The organism is Lelliottia sp. SL45 (assembly GCF_026672535.1).
GTDB classification, from domain to species: Bacteria; Pseudomonadota; Gammaproteobacteria; order Enterobacterales; family Enterobacteriaceae; genus Enterobacter; species Enterobacter nimipressuralis.
Genome location: NZ_JAPPRH010000003.1, coordinates 576,088 through 595,370, shown reverse-complemented (window position 1 = coordinate 595,370; position 19,283 = coordinate 576,088). Strand labels below are relative to the sequence as shown.

Annotated in this window: 21 protein-coding genes; 7 read left to right on the top strand and 14 right to left on the bottom strand. The window is 55.2% G+C overall.

Annotation, left to right across the window (positions count from 1 at the left end; translation table 11 throughout):
- Nucleotide 1 precedes the first annotated feature (1 nt).
- On the top strand, nt 2–349 hold the full coding sequence (locus OVA10_RS08745) for a FlxA-like family protein (RefSeq protein WP_100779384.1): 348 nt from the start codon (nt 2–4) through the stop codon (nt 347–349).
- Here OVA10_RS08745 and OVA10_RS08740 read toward each other — a convergent pair.
- Nucleotides 346–1,281, bottom strand: coding sequence for a LysR family transcriptional regulator (locus tag OVA10_RS08740; RefSeq protein ID WP_100779383.1), 936 nt, complete (start codon nt 1,279–1,281; stop codon nt 346–348). The two genes, OVA10_RS08745 and OVA10_RS08740, sit on opposite strands and share 4 nt — an antisense overlap.
- Nucleotides 1,282–1,370: 89 nt before the next feature.
- Between OVA10_RS08740 and OVA10_RS08735 the strand changes: the two genes are divergently transcribed.
- Entirely contained in the window at nt 1,371–2,366 is a 996-nt protein-coding gene (locus tag OVA10_RS08735; protein ID WP_100779382.1) for a bile acid:sodium symporter family protein, read from the top strand.
- Here the strand turns inward: OVA10_RS08735 and OVA10_RS08730 are convergent.
- The 3 genes from OVA10_RS08730 to zipA all read right to left on the bottom strand — a co-directional run bounded on the left by OVA10_RS08730 (nt 2,363) and on the right by zipA (nt 5,659).
- On the bottom strand, nt 2,363–2,578 hold the full coding sequence (locus tag OVA10_RS08730; RefSeq protein WP_100779381.1) for a DUF3820 family protein: 216 nt from the start codon (nt 2,576–2,578) through the stop codon (nt 2,363–2,365). The genes OVA10_RS08735 and OVA10_RS08730 overlap by 4 nt on opposite strands.
- Before the next feature lies 1 nt (nt 2,579).
- Entirely contained in the window at nt 2,580–4,595 is a 2,016-nt protein-coding gene (ligA, locus tag OVA10_RS08725) for an NAD-dependent DNA ligase LigA (protein ID WP_268195791.1), read from the bottom strand.
- Nucleotides 4,596–4,663: 68 nt separating this feature from the next.
- Nucleotides 4,664–5,659 carry a cell division protein ZipA gene (zipA, locus tag OVA10_RS08720; protein ID WP_268195790.1) on the bottom strand — a complete coding sequence of 332 codons (996 nt, stop codon included), beginning with the start codon at nt 5,657–5,659 and terminating at the stop codon, nt 4,664–4,666.
- Nucleotides 5,660–5,889: 230 nt separating this feature from the next.
- Here zipA and cysZ point away from each other — a divergent pair, with 230 nt between their 5' ends.
- The 5 genes from cysZ (at nt 5,890) to crr (ending at nt 10,682) form a co-directional block, all read left to right on the top strand.
- On the top strand, nt 5,890–6,651 hold the full coding sequence (gene cysZ / locus OVA10_RS08715) for a sulfate transporter CysZ (RefSeq protein WP_100779378.1): 762 nt from the start codon (nt 5,890–5,892) through the stop codon (nt 6,649–6,651).
- A 163-nt stretch (nt 6,652–6,814) separates the two neighbouring features.
- Nucleotides 6,815–7,786: a cysteine synthase A gene (gene cysK, locus OVA10_RS08710; protein ID WP_102104941.1), complete on the top strand. Its 972-nt coding sequence runs from the start codon at nt 6,815–6,817 to the stop codon at nt 7,784–7,786.
- 317 nt (nt 7,787–8,103) lie between these two features.
- A complete protein-coding gene (gene ptsH, locus OVA10_RS08705) occupies nt 8,104–8,361 on the top strand; it encodes a phosphocarrier protein Hpr (RefSeq protein WP_000487600.1) in 258 nt (85 codons plus the stop codon).
- Between the two features lie 43 nt (nt 8,362–8,404).
- On the top strand, nt 8,405–10,132 hold the full coding sequence (gene ptsI, locus OVA10_RS08700; protein WP_100779376.1) for a phosphoenolpyruvate-protein phosphotransferase PtsI: 1,728 nt from the start codon (nt 8,405–8,407) through the stop codon (nt 10,130–10,132).
- A 40-nt stretch (nt 10,133–10,172) separates the two neighbouring features.
- Entirely contained in the window at nt 10,173–10,682 is a 510-nt protein-coding gene (crr, locus tag OVA10_RS08695) for a PTS glucose transporter subunit IIA (RefSeq protein ID WP_049841435.1), read from the top strand.
- Nucleotides 10,683–10,726: 44 nt separating this feature from the next.
- On the opposite strand, the gene pdxK is transcribed toward crr, so the two are convergent.
- The 10 genes from pdxK to OVA10_RS08645 form a co-directional block, all read right to left on the bottom strand.
- Entirely contained in the window at nt 10,727–11,563 is an 837-nt protein-coding gene (pdxK, locus tag OVA10_RS08690; protein ID WP_268195786.1) for a pyridoxine/pyridoxal/pyridoxamine kinase, read from the bottom strand.
- A gap of 5 nt (nt 11,564–11,568) precedes the next feature.
- Complete coding sequence (cysM, locus tag OVA10_RS08685; RefSeq protein ID WP_102104944.1) at nt 11,569–12,480, bottom strand: cysteine synthase CysM; 912 nt, start codon at nt 12,478–12,480, stop codon at nt 11,569–11,571.
- 115 nt (nt 12,481–12,595) lie between these two features.
- Complete coding sequence (gene cysA, locus OVA10_RS08680) at nt 12,596–13,690, bottom strand: sulfate/thiosulfate ABC transporter ATP-binding protein CysA (protein ID WP_268195785.1); 1,095 nt, start codon at nt 13,688–13,690, stop codon at nt 12,596–12,598.
- Entirely contained in the window at nt 13,680–14,555 is an 876-nt protein-coding gene (gene cysW / locus OVA10_RS08675; protein ID WP_100779372.1) for a sulfate/thiosulfate ABC transporter permease CysW, read from the bottom strand. The genes cysA and cysW overlap by 11 nt, the downstream gene beginning before the upstream one ends.
- Nucleotides 14,555–15,388, bottom strand: a complete 834-nt coding sequence (gene cysT / locus OVA10_RS08670; protein WP_100779371.1) for a sulfate/thiosulfate ABC transporter permease CysT — start codon at nt 15,386–15,388, stop codon at nt 14,555–14,557. The genes cysW and cysT overlap by 1 nt, the downstream gene beginning before the upstream one ends.
- The gene (locus OVA10_RS08665; protein WP_268195784.1) at nt 15,388–16,404 is read right to left on the bottom strand and encodes a sulfate ABC transporter substrate-binding protein; all 1,017 of its coding nucleotides are present in this window, start codon (nt 16,402–16,404) and stop codon (nt 15,388–15,390) included. Before OVA10_RS08665 ends, cysT begins: the two co-directional genes overlap by 1 nt.
- 308 nt (nt 16,405–16,712) lie before the next feature.
- A complete protein-coding gene (locus tag OVA10_RS08660) occupies nt 16,713–17,612 on the bottom strand; it encodes a Dyp-type peroxidase (RefSeq protein WP_268195783.1) in 900 nt (299 codons plus the stop codon).
- Nucleotides 17,613–17,705: 93 nt separating this feature from the next.
- Nucleotides 17,706–18,290, bottom strand: coding sequence for an RpoE-regulated lipoprotein (locus OVA10_RS08655; protein WP_123427134.1), 585 nt, complete (start codon nt 18,288–18,290; stop codon nt 17,706–17,708).
- Between the two features lie 61 nt (nt 18,291–18,351).
- Nucleotides 18,352–18,801 carry a DUF2919 domain-containing protein gene (locus OVA10_RS08650; protein WP_102104948.1) on the bottom strand — a complete coding sequence of 150 codons (450 nt, stop codon included), beginning with the start codon at nt 18,799–18,801 and terminating at the stop codon, nt 18,352–18,354.
- Nucleotides 18,788–19,213, bottom strand: coding sequence for a GNAT family acetyltransferase (locus tag OVA10_RS08645; RefSeq protein WP_047624910.1), 426 nt, complete (start codon nt 19,211–19,213; stop codon nt 18,788–18,790). Before OVA10_RS08645 ends, OVA10_RS08650 begins: the two co-directional genes overlap by 14 nt.
- Nucleotides 19,214–19,283: the final 70 nt, after the last annotated feature.

Below are 19,283 nucleotides of genomic sequence, written 5' to 3'. Positions count from 1 at the left end.
AATGACAACAATCCAGGCATCAACTCCATCAGTGCAGACAGGCAGCACAAGCAGCGGCGGCGGTAGCTCCGGCAGCAGCGATATCGCATCGCAAATCAGCCGTCTGACGTCGCAAATCACTAAGCTGACTCAGCAGCTGAAGGATGTTGCGAACGGCAGCGGCAGTACCGAAGACAAGAAAAAGCAGCAGGAGCTTCTTCAGTCGCAAATCAAAATGCTACAGGCTCAGCTGGCGCAGTTACAGCGTGAGCAGGCCGAAGAAAGCCAGAAAAAACAAGAGCAAAAGCAGGCCAGAGCAGAAGGCGTAAACTCACCTTCCGCAGAGCATCAGATCGATATCTACGTCTAATCGTTCGGCGCGTTAAATAACGGATCGCGTATGCGGGCCTCCATTAACCGCTGTGCCTGCATACGTACCACCTCCCAAAGCGCATGAGCCGCACCAGAGAGCGAGCGATTTTTTCGTCGCACCAGCATCAGCTTACGTTCAATACAGGGCGTGAAACGCTTCACGACTAAGCGGCTGCCCTGCGGCAGCGGTAAGGCCAGCGCAGGTAACACGCTGATCCCAATTCCGGCCTCCACCATCGGAAAGAGCGTGGCGGGATGACCAATCTCCTGAACGATCGTCGCATTCACCCGTTGCTGTGCCAGCGCCGCGTCAATCAGCGGACGGCTCCCCGATGCATAATCCTGCAATACCAGATTTGCCCCCTGTAACGCCTGCCACGTCACTTGAGCCATCGCGGCCAGCGGGTCATCGTCGCGACACAGCAGTAAAAACGGCTCCGACAGCACCACTTCGCACTCCAGATCCGTCACCGGACCTGGATCGATCACAATCCCAAAATCGACGTCGCCTTGCCTGATACTCTCCAGAACCCACTGCTGCGGCCTGTCGTGAAGTACAAAATCGATATCGGGATAGCGACGGTTACTTTCAGCGATACATTGCGGGATCAGATGCGCTGAAATGGTCTGACTGGCGGCGACGCGCACCGTCCCGGAAAGTTGCTGCCCCACTCTGCCCACATCGCGCAAGGTGCTGTTGAGCTCATCCAGCAGCCGTTCCAGACGCGCAGCCAGCTGTTGCCCCGCCTCGGTGAGCACCACTTCGCGGGTGGTGCGATCAAGCAGGCGCACGCCCGTCTGTGATTCCAGCTCTTTCACACTGTGGCTAACCGCCGATTGACTCAGGCCGATCATCTCTCCGGCGCGGCTGAAGCTGCGAGCCTGAGCGACGGTGACAAAAACGCGAAGCTGACGCAAAGAGTAATTCATCTGTTTAATTCATGAATGGATGCAATAAATCGATTTTATTTCTCAAAGGGAACAAAGCACAATAGCGAAATCTGATTTCAGGAGCATTTATGAAACTGTTTCGTGTTCTCGATCCCTTTACCCTCACGCTGATTGCTGTCGTTCTGCTGGCCTCTTTCTTCCCGGCACGCGGCAGTTTTGTTCCCTTCATTGAAGGCCTGACCACTGCGGCCATCGCCCTGCTCTTTTTTATGCACGGCGCAAAGCTGTCTCGTGAGGCCATTATCGCCGGGGGAAGCCACTGGCGGCTGCACCTGTGGGTGATGTGCAGCACCTTCATCTTGTTCCCGGTACTGGGCGTGCTTTTCGCCTGGTGGGCGCCGGTCAACGTCGATCCGGCTCTCTATACTGGCTTCCTGTATCTGTGCATTCTCCCCGCGACCGTACAGTCAGCTATCGCATTTACCTCGCTGGCAGGCGGTAACGTCGCCGCGGCGGTCTGTTCCGCCTCTGCGTCGAGTCTGTTGGGGATTTTTGTGTCGCCGCTGCTGGTGGGCCTGCTGATGAACATGCACGGCGCAGAGGGCAATCTCGAGCAGGTCGGGAAAATCTGTCTGCAACTGCTGCTGCCGTTCGTGCTGGGACACCTTTCTCGCCCGTGGACGGGGGATTTCGTCGCCAGAAACAAAAAGTGGATTGGCAAAACCGACCAGACCTCCATCCTGTTAGTGGTCTACTCCGCCTTTGGCGAAGCCGTGGTGAACGGCATCTGGCATAAAGTTGGCATCGGCTCGCTTCTGTTCATTGCGCTCGTGAGCATCGTTCTGCTGGCGATTGTGATTGCGGTGAATACTTTTGCCGCCCGCAAGTTTGGCTTCAATAAGGCGGATGAAATTACCATTGTGTTCTGCGGCTCGAAGAAGAGTCTCGCCAACGGCATTCCGATGGCGAATATTCTCTTCCCGACGTCAGTGATTGGGATGATGGTGCTGCCGCTGATGATTTTCCACCAGATCCAGCTGATGGTCTGCGCGGTGATGGCGCGCCGTTACAAGCGCCAGACGGAAAAGCTGGCGCAGGAAGAGACCCGCGCCGCGAAAGCTTAAGGACGTTTGAGGGGCTGAACCAGATGGCTCAGCCCTTCGGTTTTGATGAGCAGCGTAATCGCCATCAGCTCACCCAGTCGCCCGGCCGGAAATTCATCTTTTCGCGCGAACCACAGCAAATACTCTTCCGGCACATCAATCAATCGACGGCCTTTGTATTTCCCGAACGGCATTTCGGTGTTGGCGATGTCGATGAGCTGTTCTTTCTCCACGTTACTCTCCTAACAGGCGCAGCATTTCCGCTTCGTCAATGACGTCAATGCCCAGCTCTTGTGCTTTCGCAAGCTTGGAGCCAGCCGCCTCGCCTGCAATCACCAGATCCGTTTTCTTCGACACGCTGCCCGCCACTTTTGCTCCTAACGCTACCAGACGCGCTTTGGCGTCGTCACGGGAGAGTTGACTCAAACTGCCGGTGAGTACCACGGTTTTGCCCGCAAAGGGGCTGTCGATTTCGTCGGCGTTAACCACCACCGGGGCAGGCCAGTGAATGCCCTCCTCCAGCAGCTTGCCAATCACCTCACGGTTGCTCTCTTCCGCAAAGAAGTTAAAGACATGCGTCGCAACAACGATACCCACGTCCGGCACTTTTTGCAGCTCCTCAATCGAGGCTTTCTCAAGCTGCTCCAGGGTGCCAAAATGGGCTGCCAGCCCGGCGGCTGTCGCTTCACCAACTTCACGGATACCCAGCGCGTACAGGAAACGTGCGAAGGTCGTCTCTTTGGCTTTTTCCAGCGCATTGACCACGTTTTGCGCCGATTTTGGCCCCATGCGATCCAGCCCGGTCAGCTTGCCCGCCGTCAGGCGGAACAGATCCGCAGGCGTGTGGACGTACTCTTTCTCGACTAGCTGATCGATAATCTTATCGCCCATCCCGTCAACGTCCATCGCTCTGCGCGAGACGAAATGCTTGAGCGATTCTTTGCGCTGCGCCCCACAAATTAACCCGCCGGTGCAGCGCGTGACCGCCTCACCTTCCACGCGTTCGACGTCGGAACCGCATACCGGGCAGTGGGCCGGGAATTCGATGGCGCGCGTGTTGTCAGGACGCTCAGATTCGACGACGTTCACCACCTGCGGGATCACATCCCCCGCGCGGCGAATCACCACTTTATCGCCAATTCGAAGACCCAGACGCGCGATCTCGTCGGCATTATGTAAGGTGGCATTACTCACCAGTACGCCCGCAACCTGAACCGGCTCCAGACGTGCAACCGGCGTAATCGCACCCGTACGCCCGACCTGGAACTCAACGTCGCGCACGAAGGTCATCTGCTCCTGAGCAGGGAATTTAAACGCCACCGCCCAGCGCGGCGCTCGCGCCACAAAACCTAATTGTTCCTGAAGCGCCAGCGAGTTCACTTTGATGACCACGCCATCGATATCAAACCCCAGCGTCGGGCGGTCTTCTTCGACCTGACGATAAAACGCCAGCACCGCTTCCGGTGAGTCGCAGAGCTGCACGCGATTGCTGACCGGCAGGCCCCACTCTTTAAACTGCAGCAGACGGCCCAGATGGGTATCAGGCAATTCGCCGCCTTCAAGGATACCCACGCCGTAGCAGAAGAACGTCAGCGGTCGCTTCGCCGTGATGCGCGGATCTAGCTGGCGAATTGAGCCAGCAGCCGCATTACGCGGGTTAGCAAAGACTTTGCCGCCGGTGCGGCGCGCTTCATCGTTAATCTTCTCAAAGCCCGCCTGCGGGAGGAACACTTCACCGCGCACTTCGAGACGCGCCGGGATGTTATCGCCGCGCAGCTTTAACGGAATGGCGCGGATAGTACGTACGTTAGTGGTGATGTCCTCACCCGTGGTGCCATCGCCGCGCGTAGCGGCCCGCACCAGAATACCGTTCTCATAAAGAATGCTGACCGCCAGGCCGTCGAGCTTCAGTTCGCAGCACCAGGTCAAAACGTCGGCGCTTTTCAGGCGGTCCTGAACACGCTTGTTAAACGCGAGAAAGCTCTCTTCGTCGAAGACGTTATCCAGCGACAGCATCGGCACTTCATGGCGAACCTGGCTGAAAGAGGCCAGCGGAGCGGCGCCGACGCGCTGCGTCGGTGAATCAGGGGTGATGAGATCGGGATATTCTGTTTCCAGCTCGCGCAGTTCGCGCATCAGGCGGTCATACTCCGCATCCGGAACCTCCGGTGCATCCATCACGTGATACAGGTATTCATGATGGCGAAGTGTGGTTCTTAGGTGAGTAATTTTTTGTTCGATTGAGTCCATAGCGCACCATCAATGAGAAAAACCCCCGACAGGCGGGGGTTGAGGAGACGTGGAAGAGAACGCAGAGATTACGCGTTAGCTTCCTTTACTTCGCGGATGCGATCCTGATATTCGCGCAGTTTCTGCGGCGTCATCATTCGACGCTGGTCGTCGAGTACCACGCCACCGACTTCATCGGCGATATGCTGGGCGGATTGAAGCATCAGCTTAAAGTTTTGCAGTTCGTCCCCGTAGGACGGCACCTGCATAAAGATTGTGATGCCCGGCGTGGTGAAATCACCGGTCATTTCCGGATCAAAGGTACCCGGATTCACCATATTCGCCAGACTGAACAGCGCAGGGCCACTTCCGTCCGGGCTAAGATGACGGTGGAAAATGTTCATGTCACCAAACTTGAAGCCCGCCTGCTGGATGCTGTTGAGCAGCACGTCGCCATTGAGCTGAGTTCCGTGATGCGCGGCCACGTTCATAATGATGACCGTTTCCTTACGCTGCGGTTTTTCGACCACTGGCGCTTCTTCGATCACCGGTTCCGGTTCAACAGACGGCTCCGGTTCTGGCTGCGGCGCAGGTGGAGTATGAACAGTCTGCGGCGGCATTTCTGGCGTCAGCGGCTGAGCAGGACGCGGCGGTTGCACGGGTTGCGAAACGGGCTGAGGCTGCACCGGCTGCTGCACGGGTTGCTGTACAGGCGCTTGCGGTTGCGGCTGACGCACCGGCTCTTCCACAGGCTGTGGCGCGGGCTGGCGCGGCTGAGCTGACGCGTACGGCGGCTGATACTGATGCTGCGGAGGCTGACGAGGTGCTTCATGCTCCCCATGGCCTGCGGCAGGCGCAGCAGTATTGACGCGATGAACGCGCACTTCACCCACGCCTTCGTCGTCGTTATCGTCAATGACGTCATCGCCATCATCGTCGTGACGACTGGACTTCATGCGCTTCAGTGGGCGATCGCGAAACATCGAGGAGCGTTCTTTACGGCTGGTCCAGAAACCATGTACCAGTAAAGCGAGTATGGCGATCGCGCCAACAATGATTAATATCAGACGCAAATCCTGCATCATTATATTCTCTGTTGTTCTAACACCTTGCCACCACGGCAAACATTTACTCACTAAGAGTATTTGCCGATTACGTCAAGTGCAAGTGCGTGCAGAGCATTCAAAGCATAAAGATGAACGAAATCGTGCTTTTTGCTGTTTTTTCGAACATTTCCGAACTGGTTATTGGTCCACAACCCGATAATATAGGCGTGTAATTCCACTGGTTGTGAAAAAAGGAGTACAGCCTGGTTATGGTTTCGACATCAACAACGACTCCGCGCAGCGGTATAGGCTATTTTTCTCAGGGATGGAAGCTGGTCACCCTGCCTGGGATCCGCCGCTTTGTGATTCTGCCTCTACTGATCAACATTTTGCTGATGGGCGGCGCTTTCTGGTGGCTGTTTACCCAACTCGAAAGCTGGGTTCCCTCTATCATGAGCCACGTGCCTGACTGGCTACAGTGGCTAAGCTATCTGCTGTGGCCGATTGTGGTCCTCTCCGTGCTGCTGGTTTTTGGCTATTTCTTCTCGACCATCGCCAACTGGATAGCCGCGCCGTTTAACGGGCTGCTGGCGGAGCAGCTCGAAGCACGTCTGACGGGCGCGACGCCGCCAGACACCGGTGTGCTTGGCATCATGAAAGACGTACCGCGTATCATGAAACGTGAATGGCAGAAGTTTGCCTGGTATCTGCCGCGCGCCATTGTTCTGCTCATCCTTTACTTTATCCCCGGAATTGGCCAGACCGTGGCGCCTGTGCTGTGGTTCCTGTTTAGCGCGTGGATGCTGGCTATCCAGTATTGCGACTACCCGTTCGATAACCACAAAGTGCCGTTCAAAGAGATGCGCACGGCCCTGCGCACGCAAAAAGTCACCAATATGCAGTTTGGTGCCCTGACCAGTCTCTTCACCATGATCCCTGTTCTGAACCTGTTCATCATGCCCGTCGCGGTCTGCGGCGCCACGGCGATGTGGGTAGATTGCTATCGTGCTAAGCACGCGTTATGGAAGTAATTGCAAAACTGTGTAAACAAAGGGTGGCTTATGCCATCCTTATTCCATACTGATAGCCATTATTTCCTTGCAGCATATAGATATGCGATTTCCTTACTTCCCCATACTTATCCAACAGGTATGCTGGGACGGTATCCCAATTTCATACAGTTAAGGACAGGCCATGAGTAAGATTTACGAAGACAACTCGCTGACTATCGGTCATACGCCCCTGGTTCGACTGAACCGTATCGGTAATGGACGCATTCTGGCGAAGGTAGAATCACGTAACCCGAGCTTCAGCGTAAAATGCCGTATCGGTGCAAACATGATTTGGGATGCCGAAAAACGCGGTGTTCTGAAGCCTGGCGTCGAACTGGTTGAACCGACCAGCGGCAACACCGGGATCGCTCTGGCCTACGTCGCCGCTGCCCGCGGTTACAAACTGACCCTGACAATGCCAGAAACCATGAGCATCGAACGCCGTAAGCTGCTGAAAGCGCTGGGCGCGAATCTGGTTCTGACCGAAGGCGCGAAAGGCATGAAAGGTGCCATTCAGAAAGCGGAAGAAATCGTCGCCAGCGATCCGGCGAAATACCTGCTGTTGCAGCAGTTCAGCAACCCGGCAAACCCGGAAATCCACGAGAAAACCACCGGTCCGGAAATCTGGGAAGATACGGACGGTCAGGTTGATGTGTTTATCTCAGGCGTGGGTACCGGCGGTACGCTGACCGGCGTGAGCCGCTATATTAAAGGCACAAAAGGCAAAAAGGATCTGATTACCGTTGCGGTTGAGCCAACGGACTCCCCGGTTATCGCCCAGGCGCTGGCCGGCGAAGAGATCAAACCCGGTCCACATAAAATTCAGGGTATCGGCGCGGGCTTTATCCCGGGTAACCTGGATCTGAAGCTTATCGATAAAGTCGTTGCGATCACCAACGAAGAGGCGATCTCCACGGCGCGTCGCCTGATGGACGAAGAAGGTATTCTGGCCGGTATCTCCTCCGGCGCGGCAGTCGCTGCTGCCCTGAAGCTCCAGGAAGATGAAACCTTTACCAATAAGACTATTGTGGTTATTCTACCGTCCTCGGGTGAGCGTTATTTAAGCACTGCATTGTTTGCCGATCTGTTCACAGAAAAAGAACTGCAACAGTAATGCCAGCATGTTAATAACGCGTAAAAAAGCACCCAAACGGGTGCTTTTTTGTGGCCTGCGTCAAACTTTTACTCCTCCTGGCATTGATTCACCCCGTCGGGTCTGGTATTTAACCTGACAATTATTTTGAAGCGCGAAATTAATCAATGTGGGAAATACAGAAGCTGAATCGATTTTATGATTTGGTTCAAGTCTCGCTTTCACTGCATAATGTTTAATGACGAGCGAAACGTCAGCGCTAACAAGACAGGCTAAAGTTAAGCCTCCAGGCTAGACTTTAGTTCCACAACACTAAACCTATAAGTTGGGGAAATACAATGTTCCAGCAAGAAGTTACTATTACCGCTCCGAACGGTCTGCACACCCGCCCTGCTGCTCAGTTTGTTAAAGAAGCTAAAGGCTTCACTTCTGAGATCACTGTGACCTCCAACGGCAAAAGCGCTAGCGCGAAAAGCCTGTTCAAGCTGCAGACTCTGGGCCTGACTCAGGGTACCGTCGTGACCATCTCCGCAGAAGGCGAAGACGAGCAGAAAGCAGTTGAGCATCTGGTAAAACTGATGGCTGAGCTCGAGTAAGTTACGGGTTCTTTTCAATATCAGTCACAAGTAAGGTAGGGTTATGATTTCAGGCATTTTAGCATCCCCGGGTATCGCTTTCGGCAAAGCACTTCTGCTGAAAGAAGACGAGATCGTCATCGACCGGAAAAAAATTTCTGCCGACAAGGTTGATCAGGAAGTTGAGCGTTTTCTGAGCGGTCGTGCCAAGGCATCAGCGCAACTGGAAGCGATCAAAACTAAAGCTGGCGAAACTTTCGGTGAAGAAAAAGAAGCCATCTTCGAAGGGCATATCATGCTGCTCGAAGATGAGGAGCTGGAGCAGGAAATCATAGCCCTGATTAAAGATAAGGGCATGACGGCCGACGCGGCTGCACATGAAATTATCGAAGGTCAGGCGACTGCCCTCGAAGAACTGGATGATGAATACCTGAAAGAACGTGCGGCTGACGTACGTGACATCGGTAAGCGCCTGCTGCGCAACATCCTGGGTCTGGCGATCATCGACCTTAGCGCCATTCAGGACGAAGTTATCCTGGTTGCCGCTGATTTGACGCCGTCTGAAACCGCACAGCTGAACCTGAACAAGGTGCTGGGTTTCATCACCGACGCCGGTGGCCGTACCTCCCACACCTCTATCATGGCGCGTTCTCTGGAACTGCCTGCCATCGTGGGTACTGGTAGCGTCACCTCTCAGGTGAAAAACGACGACTATCTGATTCTGGATGCCGTAAACAATCTGGTTTACGTCAACCCAACCAATGAAGAGATCGAAAAGCTGCGTGCCGTTCAGGAGCAAGTTGCTACTGAGAAAGCGGAACTGGCTAAACTGAAAGATCTGCCAGCCATCACGCTGGACGGACATCAGGTTGAAGTGTGCGCGAACATCGGTACCGTACGTGACGTTGATGGCGCTGAGCGCAACGGCGCGGAAGGTGTTGGTCTGTACCGTACAGAATTCCTGTTCATGGACCGTGACGCACTGCCTACTGAAGAAGAGCAGTTTGCGGCATACAAAGCGGTTGCCGAAGCATGCGGCTCTCAGGCTGTTATCGTGCGTACCATGGACATCGGTGGCGACAAAGAGCTGCCGTACATGAACTTCCCGAAAGAAGAAAACCCATTCCTGGGCTGGCGTGCAGTGCGTATCGCCATGGACCGTAAAGAGATCCTTCGCGATCAGGTTCGTGCGATTCTGCGTGCTTCCGCTTTCGGTAAACTGCGCATCATGTTCCCAATGATCATCTCTGTTGAAGAAGTGCGTGCACTGAAGAAAGAGATCGAAATCTACAAACAGGAACTGCGCGACGAAGGTAAAGCCTTTGACGAAACCATCGAAGTGGGCGTGATGGTGGAAACACCAGCGGCAGCAACGATTGCTCGTCATTTGGCCAAAGAAGTCGACTTCTTTAGTATCGGCACCAATGATTTAACGCAGTACACCCTGGCAGTTGACCGTGGTAATGATATGATTTCACATCTCTACCAGCCAATGTCACCGTCCGTACTCACGCTAATCAAGCAAGTTATTGATGCTTCTCATGCTGAAGGTAAATGGACTGGCATGTGTGGTGAGCTTGCAGGCGACGAACGTGCTACACTTCTGTTGCTGGGTATGGGTCTGGACGAATTCTCTATGAGCGCCATTTCCATCCCGCGCATTAAGAAGATTATCCGTAACACGAACTTCGAAGATGCGAAGGTGTTAGCAGAGCAGGCTCTTGCTCAACCGACAACGGACGAGTTAATGACGCTGGTTAACAAGTTCATTGAAGAAAAAACAATCTGCTAATCCACGAGATGCGGCCCAAATTACTGCTTAGGAGAAGATCATGGGTTTGTTCGATAAACTGAAATCTCTGGTTTCTGATGATAAGAAAGACACCGGAACTATTGAGATTATTGCTCCGTTGTCTGGCGAAATCGTCAATATCGAAGACGTGCCGGATGTAGTTTTTGCCGAAAAAATCGTTGGTGATGGTATTGCTATCAAACCAACTGGTAACAAAATGGTTGCGCCAGTTGACGGCACCATCGGTAAAATTTTTGAAACCAACCATGCGTTCTCTATCGAATCTGATAGCGGTATCGAACTGTTCGTTCACTTCGGTATCGACACCGTTGAGCTGAAAGGCGAAGGCTTCAAGCGTATCGCTGAAGAAGGCCAGCGTGTGAAAGTAGGCGATCCGGTCATCGAATTCGACCTGGCGCTGCTGGAAGAGAAAGCCAAGTCTACCCTGACTCCGGTTGTTATCTCCAACATGGACGAAATCAAAGAACTGATCAAACTGTCTGGCAGCGTTACCGTGGGTGAAACTCCGGTCATCCGCATCAAGAAGTAATTCTTGCCGCACAGAAAAATGGCGCCTTCGGGCGCCATTTTTGTTTATGCGGGGAGGATTAGCTCATCAAAGCCTTTTTCCTGGGTATACTTCATCACCTCTGTCACACGGTCGCCCGCACGGCGTATCGCTTCAGCGACGTCCCTGCCCTGCACAATGCCGCTTACCAGCTCAGAACAGAACAGATCCCCGGTCCCTTTCAGGTCGGTTGCGACGCGCGGATGATTCGTCACCGTCACACCGTCCTTCGTTACCAGCACCACGTGAATGTTCTCATGATCAGATTCCACCGGCGCACTGGTGATCGCCACCCACTTCAGTGAGTCAGACAGCAGACTTTGTGCAGCAGTAATTGCGCTTTCCGGCGTCCGGCACGGCTGACCGCTCAACACTTCAAGCTCAAAAACGTTCGGCGTAATACCCTGCGCCAGCGGCAGCAAATGCTCGCGATAGGCTTGCGGAATTTCGGGTTTCACATAGATCCCGCTGTCGATGTCACCAATGACCGGATCGACCAGCACGAACAAATCAGGGTGTTTATCTTTAATGGCCACCAGCCACTCAGCCAGAATGGCAATCTGGCTGGCACTGCCCATATAGCCCGTGGTCACCGCTTTCAGCTCGCGCAACACATCGCGCTCTTCGAGGGCTTTCAGATAGCCGCTGAACCAGTCGTCGGGGATCACACCGCCGTAAAAGGTGTCGTAATGCGGGGTATTGCTGAACAGCACCGTCGGAACGGCTGTCACGGTCAGCTGATGTTGTCTGATATTAGGCACCGCAATGCTGTTGCCCACGCTGCCATAAACCACCTGCGACTGCACCGCGACGATATCCGTCTGCTGCGCACGGGTTTTATCCCGAAATAAAATCATCTCCATGACGCTTAAATCCCCGCCCCCTGCGAATAACTCTCTTCACCAAAGACGCCAGTAGACAGATAACGGTCGCCACGGTCGCAAATAATCGCTACCACAACCGCCCCCGGACAGGCCTGCGCCACGCGCAATGCTCCGGCTACCGCGCCACCCGAACTGACGCCACAGAAGATGCCTTCCCGCACCGCCAGTTCACGCATGGTATTTTCCGCTTCACGCTGATGAATATCCAGCACCTGGTCCACAAGCTGGGCATTAAAAATCCCCGGCATGTACTCCGCTGGCCAGCGGCGGATCCCCGGAATGCTGCTCCCCTCTTCCGGCTGCAGGCCCACAATGGTGACCGGTTTTTCCTGCTCGCGCAGAAAACGGGAGACGCCGGTAATGGTGCCCGTGGTGCCCATACTGGAGACGAAGTGGCTGATGCGCCCTTCGGTCTGGCGCCAGATTTCCGGCCCGGTAGTGGTGTAGTGCGCGTAAGGGTTATCGGGATTATTAAACTGGTCCAGCAATGTGCCTTCGCCGCGCTGGGCCATGTCGAGAGCCAGATCGCGTGCCCCTTCCATCCCCTGCTCTTTGGTGACGAGGATCAGCTCAGCACCATACGCGCGCATTGCGGCACGCCGCTCCTGGCTCATGTTGTCCGGCATCAGCAATTTCATGTGATAGCCTTTCAGCGCCGCAATCATCGCCAGCGCAATGCCGGTGTTACCGCTGGTCGCTTCAATCAGCACGTCGCCGGGCGTAATCTCCCCGCGCTTTTCCGCCTCAACAATCATCGACAATGCCGCGCGATCTTTAACGGAACCGGCAGGATTATTCCCCTCCAGTTTGACCCAGATTTCGCTGCCATTATCGGGATTCATGCGTTGCAGCTTGACCAGAGGGGTGTTGCCGATAGTTTGTTCTAATGTGTTCACGAATTCTGTCCAATAAAAAGCCCGGTGGCGCTTTCGCTTACCGGGCCTACAGGGATCGTTTTGTAGGCCGGGTAAGCGCAGCGCCACCCGGCAAATACCACGTCACTTTAACCTATCAGGCTGACTCCGCCAGAGCAAGATCCTCGCGCGACTCGATCCGCTCGTTGCCGTGATAGATGCGCGCATGCTGCAGGCCGACAAACAGGCGATCGCCCCGCGATGGCGTCTCTTCATCACGCATCACCACCGTCAACGGCTCGGTATACCAGCCCAGGGGTTGTACCACTAATTGGGTGTAATGCCCTTTAGGGCTAGCCTCCAGTACCTGCACCGGCAATGGGGAATCGAGGCTGGTGCGGCGACTGACGTCTACTTCCCACGGGCGCAAGAACAGATCGACCGGTCCCTGATGGGCAGGCGTGTAACCCAGCGGCCAGCGGTGGGCGCCGACGTGGAATTGTCCACCACGAATAGTGCCCTGCATGCGGTTCACTTCGCCCATAAACTCCAGAACGAAACGGGTCGCAGGCTCACGCCACAGCTGTTCCGGCTCATCAACTTGTTCGATATTCCCCTGGCTCATCACCACCACGCGATCGGCCACTTCCATCGCCTCTTCCTGGTCGTGCGTCACAAAGACGCTGGTAAATTTCAGCTCCTCGTGAAGCTGACGCAGCCAGCGACGCAGCTCTTTACGCACCTGCGCGTCCAGCGCGCCAAAAGGTTCGTCGAGCAGCAGGATCTGCGGCTCAACCGCCAGAGCACGAGCCAGCGCCACGCGCTGTTTCTGCCCACCGGAAAGCTGTGCCGGATAACGGTCGGCGAGATGGGCCAGCTGCACCATCTCCAGCAGTTTGGTCACTTTCGCTTTGATCGTCGCGGCATTCGGACGCTCGCGACGCGGCAGCACGGTCAGGCCAAAGGCGATGTTATCGAACACCGTCATATGGCGGAACAGGGCATAATGCTGGAACACAAAACCGACTTTACGATCGCGAGCATGCAGGCGGCTGACATCGGTTCCGTGGAAGCGAATATGGCCGCTGGTCTGATGCTCAAGACCGGCAATAATGCGCAGCAGCGTGGTTTTACCGGAGCCGGACGGCCCGAGCAGCGCCACCATCTGTCCGGAAGGGATATCCAGCGAGATATCGTTCAGCACCTGGGTGCGGCCGAAAGACTTCTTAATATTGGCAATCTCAATGCTCATGATTTCCCTCCTGCTGCAGGCGTTTCTCTTGATTCTCTAAACGCCACTGCACCACACTCTTTAAAAACAAGGTCAAAATAGCCATCAGCGTCAGCAGGGCTGCGGCGGTAAAGGAACCTACGGTGTTATAGTCCTGCTCCAGCAATTCAATCTGTAGCGGCAGCGACAGGGTTTCACCGCGAATCGAGCCAGAAACCACCGACACCGCGCCAAACTCACCAATCGCACGCGCGTTGGTCAGCACCACGCCGTACAGCAACGCCCAGCGGATGTTCGGCAGCGTCACGCGCTTGAACATCTGCCAGCCGGACGCGCCCAGCAGGATCGCCGCTTCATCTTCGTGGCTGCCCTGACTCAACATCACCGGCACCAGCTCACGCACCACGAACGGACAGGTCACAAAAATCGTCACCAGCACCATGCCCGGCCATGCGAACATGATTTGCAGGTTGTGCTCGTCCAGCCAGCCGCCCAGCGGACCGTTAGAGCCGTAGAACAGGAGATAGATAAGACCGGCGACCACCGGCGATACGGCAAAGGGAATATCCAGCAGCGTCAGCAGGAGCTGGCGGCCAGGGAAGTTAAACCGCGTCACCAGCCACGCCAGCAAAATCCCGAACACCAGATTCACCGGCACGGTAATCAGGGCGATCATCACCGTCAGCCAGATCGCGTGCAGCATGTCCGGGTCGGCCAGGTTCTGCAGTGCGGGCATAATCCCTTTGCTGAACGCCTGCACGAAGATGTAAACCATCGGCACAACGAGAATAAAAGCCGACACCAGCACGCCGGTGCCAATCAGAAACCATTTTCCCCAGTTAATGCGGGGAGCGTCGTAGCGCTTCAATTGTGTAACTTCCGCCATCAGTGACCTACCACACGCCGACCAAAGCGACTTTGCAGAGTGTTAATCGAGAACAACAGCAGCAGCGATGCGGCCAGGATCACCGAGGCAATCGCGCTCGCCGCCGGATAGTCAAACTCTTGCAAACGAACAAAAATCATCAGCGAGGTCACTTCGGTTTTCCACGCGATGTTGCCCGCGATGAAAATCACTGCGCCAAATTCGCCGAGACTGCGGGTGAACGAAAGCGCCACGCCTGCCAGCAGCGCCGGAGAAAGCTCCGGTAACACCACTTTGCAGAAGCTCTGAATACGCGTCGCGCCGAGGGTTTCCGCGGCCTCTTCATATTCCGGGCCAAGCTCTTCCAGAACCGGCTGCACGGTACGCACCACGAACGGAATACTGGTAAAGGCCATCGCCACCGCGATCCCAAGCCAGGTATAGGTCACCTTGATGTCAAACTGCGCCAGCCACTGGCCGTAAAAACCGTTCACCGAAAACAGCGACGCGAGGGTCAAACCCGCCACCGCCGTCGGCAGCGCGAAGGGTAAATCCATCAGCGCGTCCAGCAGCGTGCGGCCGGGGAAACGATAGCGAGTTAAGATCCACGCCATCAGCAGGCCGAATACGCCGTTGAAAATCGATGCCACAAACGCCGACAGCAGCGTGACCTTATATGCCGCCACAACCTGCGGATTAGTGATCACTTCCCAGTACTGGGCCCAGCTCATCTCAGAGAGCTGCATCACCAGCGCACTTAACGGCAACAGCAAAATCAGACAGACGAACAGCAGGCTGGTCCCTAGGCTTAAGGTAAAGCCGGGCAGCACACGTCTGGAGGAGACTGCAAACATCACTTACGCCCCGCCGCCAACAGTTTGTCCAGCTCACCACCGGTGGTGAAGTGGGTTTTCATCACCTCAGGCCAGGAGCCAAACTGGTCTTCCACGCGGAACAGATCGGTCTGCGGGAATTTGTCTTTCAGCTTGTTCATCACATCCGGGTTCGCCACGCGATAGTAATAGTCGGTGATGATGGTTTGCGCCTGCGGGCTGTAGAGATAGTTCAGGTACGCCTTCGCCACTTTCTCCGTACCGTTGGCTTTGACGTTCTTGTCCACCCACGCGACCGGGAATTCAGCAAAGATATTGACCTTCGGCACCACCACTTCAAAGCCCTGCGCTTCGTACTGTTTACGGATGTTATTCACTTCCGATTCGAAGCTTATCAACACATCGCCCAGCCCGCGTTCCACGAAGGTGGTGGTCGCACCGCGACCGCCGGTATCGAACACTTCCACGTTTCTCAGGAACTGAGTCATAAACTGCTCGGTTTTGGCTTTATCGCCGCCGTCCGCTTTGTCGGCTGCCCCCCAGGCCGCCAGATAGGTATAGCGCGCGTTACCGGAGGTTTTTGGATTCGGGAAGATCAGCTTCACGTCTGAACGCACCAGATCGTTCCAGTCATGGATGTTTTTCGGGTTGCCCTTACGCACCAGGAACGCCATGGTCGAGTAGAACGGCGAGCTGTTATTCGGCAGACGACTCTGCCAGTCGGCCGGGATCAGGTTGCCTTTGTCATGCAGGATCTGCACGTCAGTAATCTGGTTGTAAGTCACCACATCGGCTTTCAGGCCCTGCAAAATTGCCAGCGCTTGCTTGGAGGAGCCAGCGTGAGATTGCTTGATGGTCAGCTTGTCGCCGTTGTTTTCTTTCGCCCACTGTTGTTCAAACGGCGGGTTCAGGGCGGCAAACAGTTCGCGGGAGACATCATAGGAACTGTTAAGCAGCTCAGTCGCCTGCGCCTGCGCGACCAGTAACAGCGAAGCTGCCAGCGCCAGATATCCTTTTTTCAGTACAGTAACGGCCATTGCGCACCCTTCTCAATGTGATGACGTAGAGCGATCCCATCAGGCGTGATTGTTGCAGTCAGTTGGGCATGGACAGCGCGGAAGAACCGGAGCATACACGGTGTGCGTGAGGATTCTGAGCGCTGCCCAGGCCCAAACTGACAACTAAAATAGCCTGATGGGATGGCTCTTTCTTATAGCCATAATATTTATAACGAGTACGAAAGGAGTAACGGTTTTATATACCGTTTGGTGATTTACCAGCAGAAAAGGGAATAAGGGGCGGGGGTGAGTGCCGGGTGGCGCATGCGCTTACCCGGCCTATAGCATTACAGAGCCAGCAGACGCTCAACGGATGGTGCGAAGTAGTAGCCGCCGGTCACCGGTTTGGTGAAGCGCAGCATCGCGTCGCGCTTGCCATCGGTGTCCCCAAACATGCTCAGAAGCTGCTGCTCGATATTGTACAGACGCGCGCAGTAGGCGCAGAAGTACAGGCCGTGAGTGCCGCTCGCCGTTCCGTACGGCAGGCTCTGGCGCACAATCTTCAGCCCTTTACCGTCTTCTTTCAGATCGACACGGGTCAGGTGAGACGTTACCGGGCGGGCATCGCCGTCGATCTCGTCGTTGGCCTCTTTGGTACGGCCAATCATCATCTCCTGGTCGTGCACACTCATGCGGTTAAGCTGCTTGAGGTTATGTTCCCAGCGCTGCACAAACACGTAGCTGCCGCCTGCGTCCACGCCGTCTTTGATTACCGCCACCTCGCGACGCGTCTCTTCGCCCGCCGGGTTTTCGGTACCATCAACGAAACCGCTCAGATCGCGCTCTTCTACCCAGCGGAAACCATGAATCTCTTCCTGCACCTTGATGCTGTCGCCAAAGGCTTCCACCGCCGCCTGCGCCACGGAGAAATTGACGTCATGACGCAGAGACAAAATATGGATCAGCACATCGTACTGGGTGGCTGGCGCCAGACCTTTCCCGTAAGGGATAAAGTCTTTTAGCTCTTCAGCGCCTTCGCCGCCGCTCAGCTGACGCCAGACGTTATTATCAAAGGCAACTACCGCGCCGAGGTGCGCATCCGGGAATTTGGCCTGGAAGGTGGCCAGTTTATCGACAAATACTTTGCTGGCCGCACGCAGGGCATCCACATCCCCGTTAACATTGGCTTCAATCCAAATCGCCGCGCGGCAATGTTCTGGCAAAATGCCACTCTGAACCTGAGACATCGCTCCTCCTGAAAAAAAAGATGCCACGCGTTTGTGGCATTGATGGCGGCTATTATACCTGGATTTCAGCGAGGCGGTTTGTTCAGGCGCAAATTACTGCTGCCAGATAATTTTGCTCACGGTCCAGTTTTTGAGGGTGTCGTCCGCAGGCATCAACCCTTCCGGGCCGCTCCACTCGCCGGTGAAGAGATAGCGAATATGCTGGCTGTCTTTGGCTTTACACTCCACCGCGACTTTCTCATCCGCAACCGCGCTTTCACAGTTGCCGAATGCTTTCTGATACAGCTCGCTAAATGGCGTACCGACTTTCACGCCGCTGTCAGTCTCCACATCGCGGTCCAGCACTTCAACACGATTTACGGTGCCTTTATCGCCATTGATAATCAGCGCCAGCTTGTCGTCTTTCAGCGCTTCGAAGTAGTGCACAATGGCACCATTCTCCGTTTTCATGCCGCTACGCAGGCGGTAATCACTGCTTAAGGCGGATTCAATCGCTTCCTGATTCAGCGGCGTTGTCGCGTTAATATTTCCGACGCCCTTCTCAGTCACTTCGAATGAGGAGCCAAACCAGTTCCACGGATAGGCCGCCGACCAGTTAATGGAGGAGATTGACGAGAGCGTTGAACATCCGGTTAACACCAGCGGCAAAGCGCATAAAACTAAACGCAGCGATTTCATTGAAACGTCCTTTCTTGTTAATTCAACGCTTGTTGGAGTCCGGCATCGATAAAAAGTGCCTTTAATCTTTTTCTATCGTGAAACTGGCGCGCAGACGCGGGTGCGTCAGCAGCCACAGCAGCGCGACAATATCCGCCACGACCAGCGCAATTCCGATTCCACCGAGAGGCTCGCCGTAAAACCACAGCAATGGCTGCCAGCACAGCAGCACCACCTGGGCGAGAATCAACAGCCAGCGCAGGCTGTACCAGATGCGCGGAAAAAGCTGTCGCCGTCCGCTGAGTAAAAAGGCCAGCACCGCCGGGACGCCGGGCAACAGCCCGAGCCAGAAGTTATCGCGATCGGGATAAAACAGATTCAGCAGCGTACTTCCCTGATCGCGGGACGCCCCCGCCACCACGAACAAAACCCAGGTTCGCGCCTGAAGCAGCAGCACACACCAGAATAGAAAGGGCAATTTGACGCGGCCCTGACTGTCATAGTGGGCCGGGTGAAACTCAGTATTCTTCATCTTCGATCAGGCGCTTCCCTAAATTCAGGACATCAGCGTGCTCATATCCAAGACGCTCGTACATCCCCAACACCACATCATTATCTTCGCGCACCATGATCTGAATCTTAGGGCAGCCGCGGGCAATCAGTTTCTTTTCCAGGCGGTTGAGCAGCGCGTTGGCGATGCCGCGACCCCGATATTCCGGGTGAACGCCGAGGTAATAGGCCGAGCCGCGGTGGCCGTCGTAGCCGCCCATCACCGTCCCCACCACTTCACCGTTGACTTCGGCGACCAGGAACAGGCTGACGTCGTGATTGACCTTACGCTCGATATCCATTTCCGGATCGTTCCACGGACGCAACAGATCGCAGCGTTCCCAAAGGGTAATCACCTCTTCGAAATCTTCCTGGCGAAAAACGCGTATCTCCATGGTATTAACCGCCTTTTTGGGTTTAAAAACAGTGATTATGGCGCGAACGCCGCCAATAGCCAATAAGCGG

Bases quoted from the DNA above. Each gene is read 5' to 3' on its own strand.
- OVA10_RS08745 (WP_100779384.1), top strand. From the start codon at position 2: ATGACAACAATCCAGGCATCAACTCCATCAGTGCAGACAGGCAGCACA.
- OVA10_RS08740 (WP_100779383.1), bottom strand. From the start codon at position 1,281: ATGAATTACTCTTTGCGTCAGCTTCGCGTTTTTGTCACCGTCGCTCAG.
- OVA10_RS08735 (WP_100779382.1), top strand. From the start codon at position 1,371: ATGAAACTGTTTCGTGTTCTCGATCCCTTTACCCTCACGCTGATTGCT.
- ligA (WP_268195791.1), bottom strand. From the start codon at position 4,595: ATGGACTCAATCGAACAAAAAATTACTCACCTAAGAACCACACTTCGC.
- zipA (WP_268195790.1), bottom strand. From the start codon at position 5,659: ATGATGCAGGATTTGCGTCTGATATTAATCATTGTTGGCGCGATCGCC.
- cysZ (WP_100779378.1), top strand. From the start codon at position 5,890: ATGGTTTCGACATCAACAACGACTCCGCGCAGCGGTATAGGCTATTTT.
- cysK (WP_102104941.1), top strand. From the start codon at position 6,815: ATGAGTAAGATTTACGAAGACAACTCGCTGACTATCGGTCATACGCCC.
- ptsH (WP_000487600.1), top strand. From the start codon at position 8,104: ATGTTCCAGCAAGAAGTTACTATTACCGCTCCGAACGGTCTGCACACC.
- ptsI (WP_100779376.1), top strand. From the start codon at position 8,405: ATGATTTCAGGCATTTTAGCATCCCCGGGTATCGCTTTCGGCAAAGCA.
- crr (WP_049841435.1), top strand. From the start codon at position 10,173: ATGGGTTTGTTCGATAAACTGAAATCTCTGGTTTCTGATGATAAGAAA.
- pdxK (WP_268195786.1), bottom strand. From the start codon at position 11,563: ATGGAGATGATTTTATTTCGGGATAAAACCCGTGCGCAGCAGACGGAT.
- cysA (WP_268195785.1), bottom strand. From the start codon at position 13,690: ATGAGCATTGAGATTGCCAATATTAAGAAGTCTTTCGGCCGCACCCAG.
- cysW (WP_100779372.1), bottom strand. From the start codon at position 14,555: ATGGCGGAAGTTACACAATTGAAGCGCTACGACGCTCCCCGCATTAAC.
- cysT (WP_100779371.1), bottom strand. From the start codon at position 15,388: ATGTTTGCAGTCTCCTCCAGACGTGTGCTGCCCGGCTTTACCTTAAGC.
- OVA10_RS08665 (WP_268195784.1), bottom strand. From the start codon at position 16,404: ATGGCCGTTACTGTACTGAAAAAAGGATATCTGGCGCTGGCAGCTTCG.
- OVA10_RS08660 (WP_268195783.1), bottom strand. From the start codon at position 17,612: ATGTCTCAGGTTCAGAGTGGCATTTTGCCAGAACATTGCCGCGCGGCG.
- OVA10_RS08655 (WP_123427134.1), bottom strand. From the start codon at position 18,290: ATGAAATCGCTGCGTTTAGTTTTATGCGCTTTGCCGCTGGTGTTAACC.
- OVA10_RS08650 (WP_102104948.1), bottom strand. From the start codon at position 18,801: ATGAAGAATACTGAGTTTCACCCGGCCCACTATGACAGTCAGGGCCGC.
- OVA10_RS08645 (WP_047624910.1), bottom strand. From the start codon at position 19,213: ATGGAGATACGCGTTTTTCGCCAGGAAGATTTCGAAGAGGTGATTACC.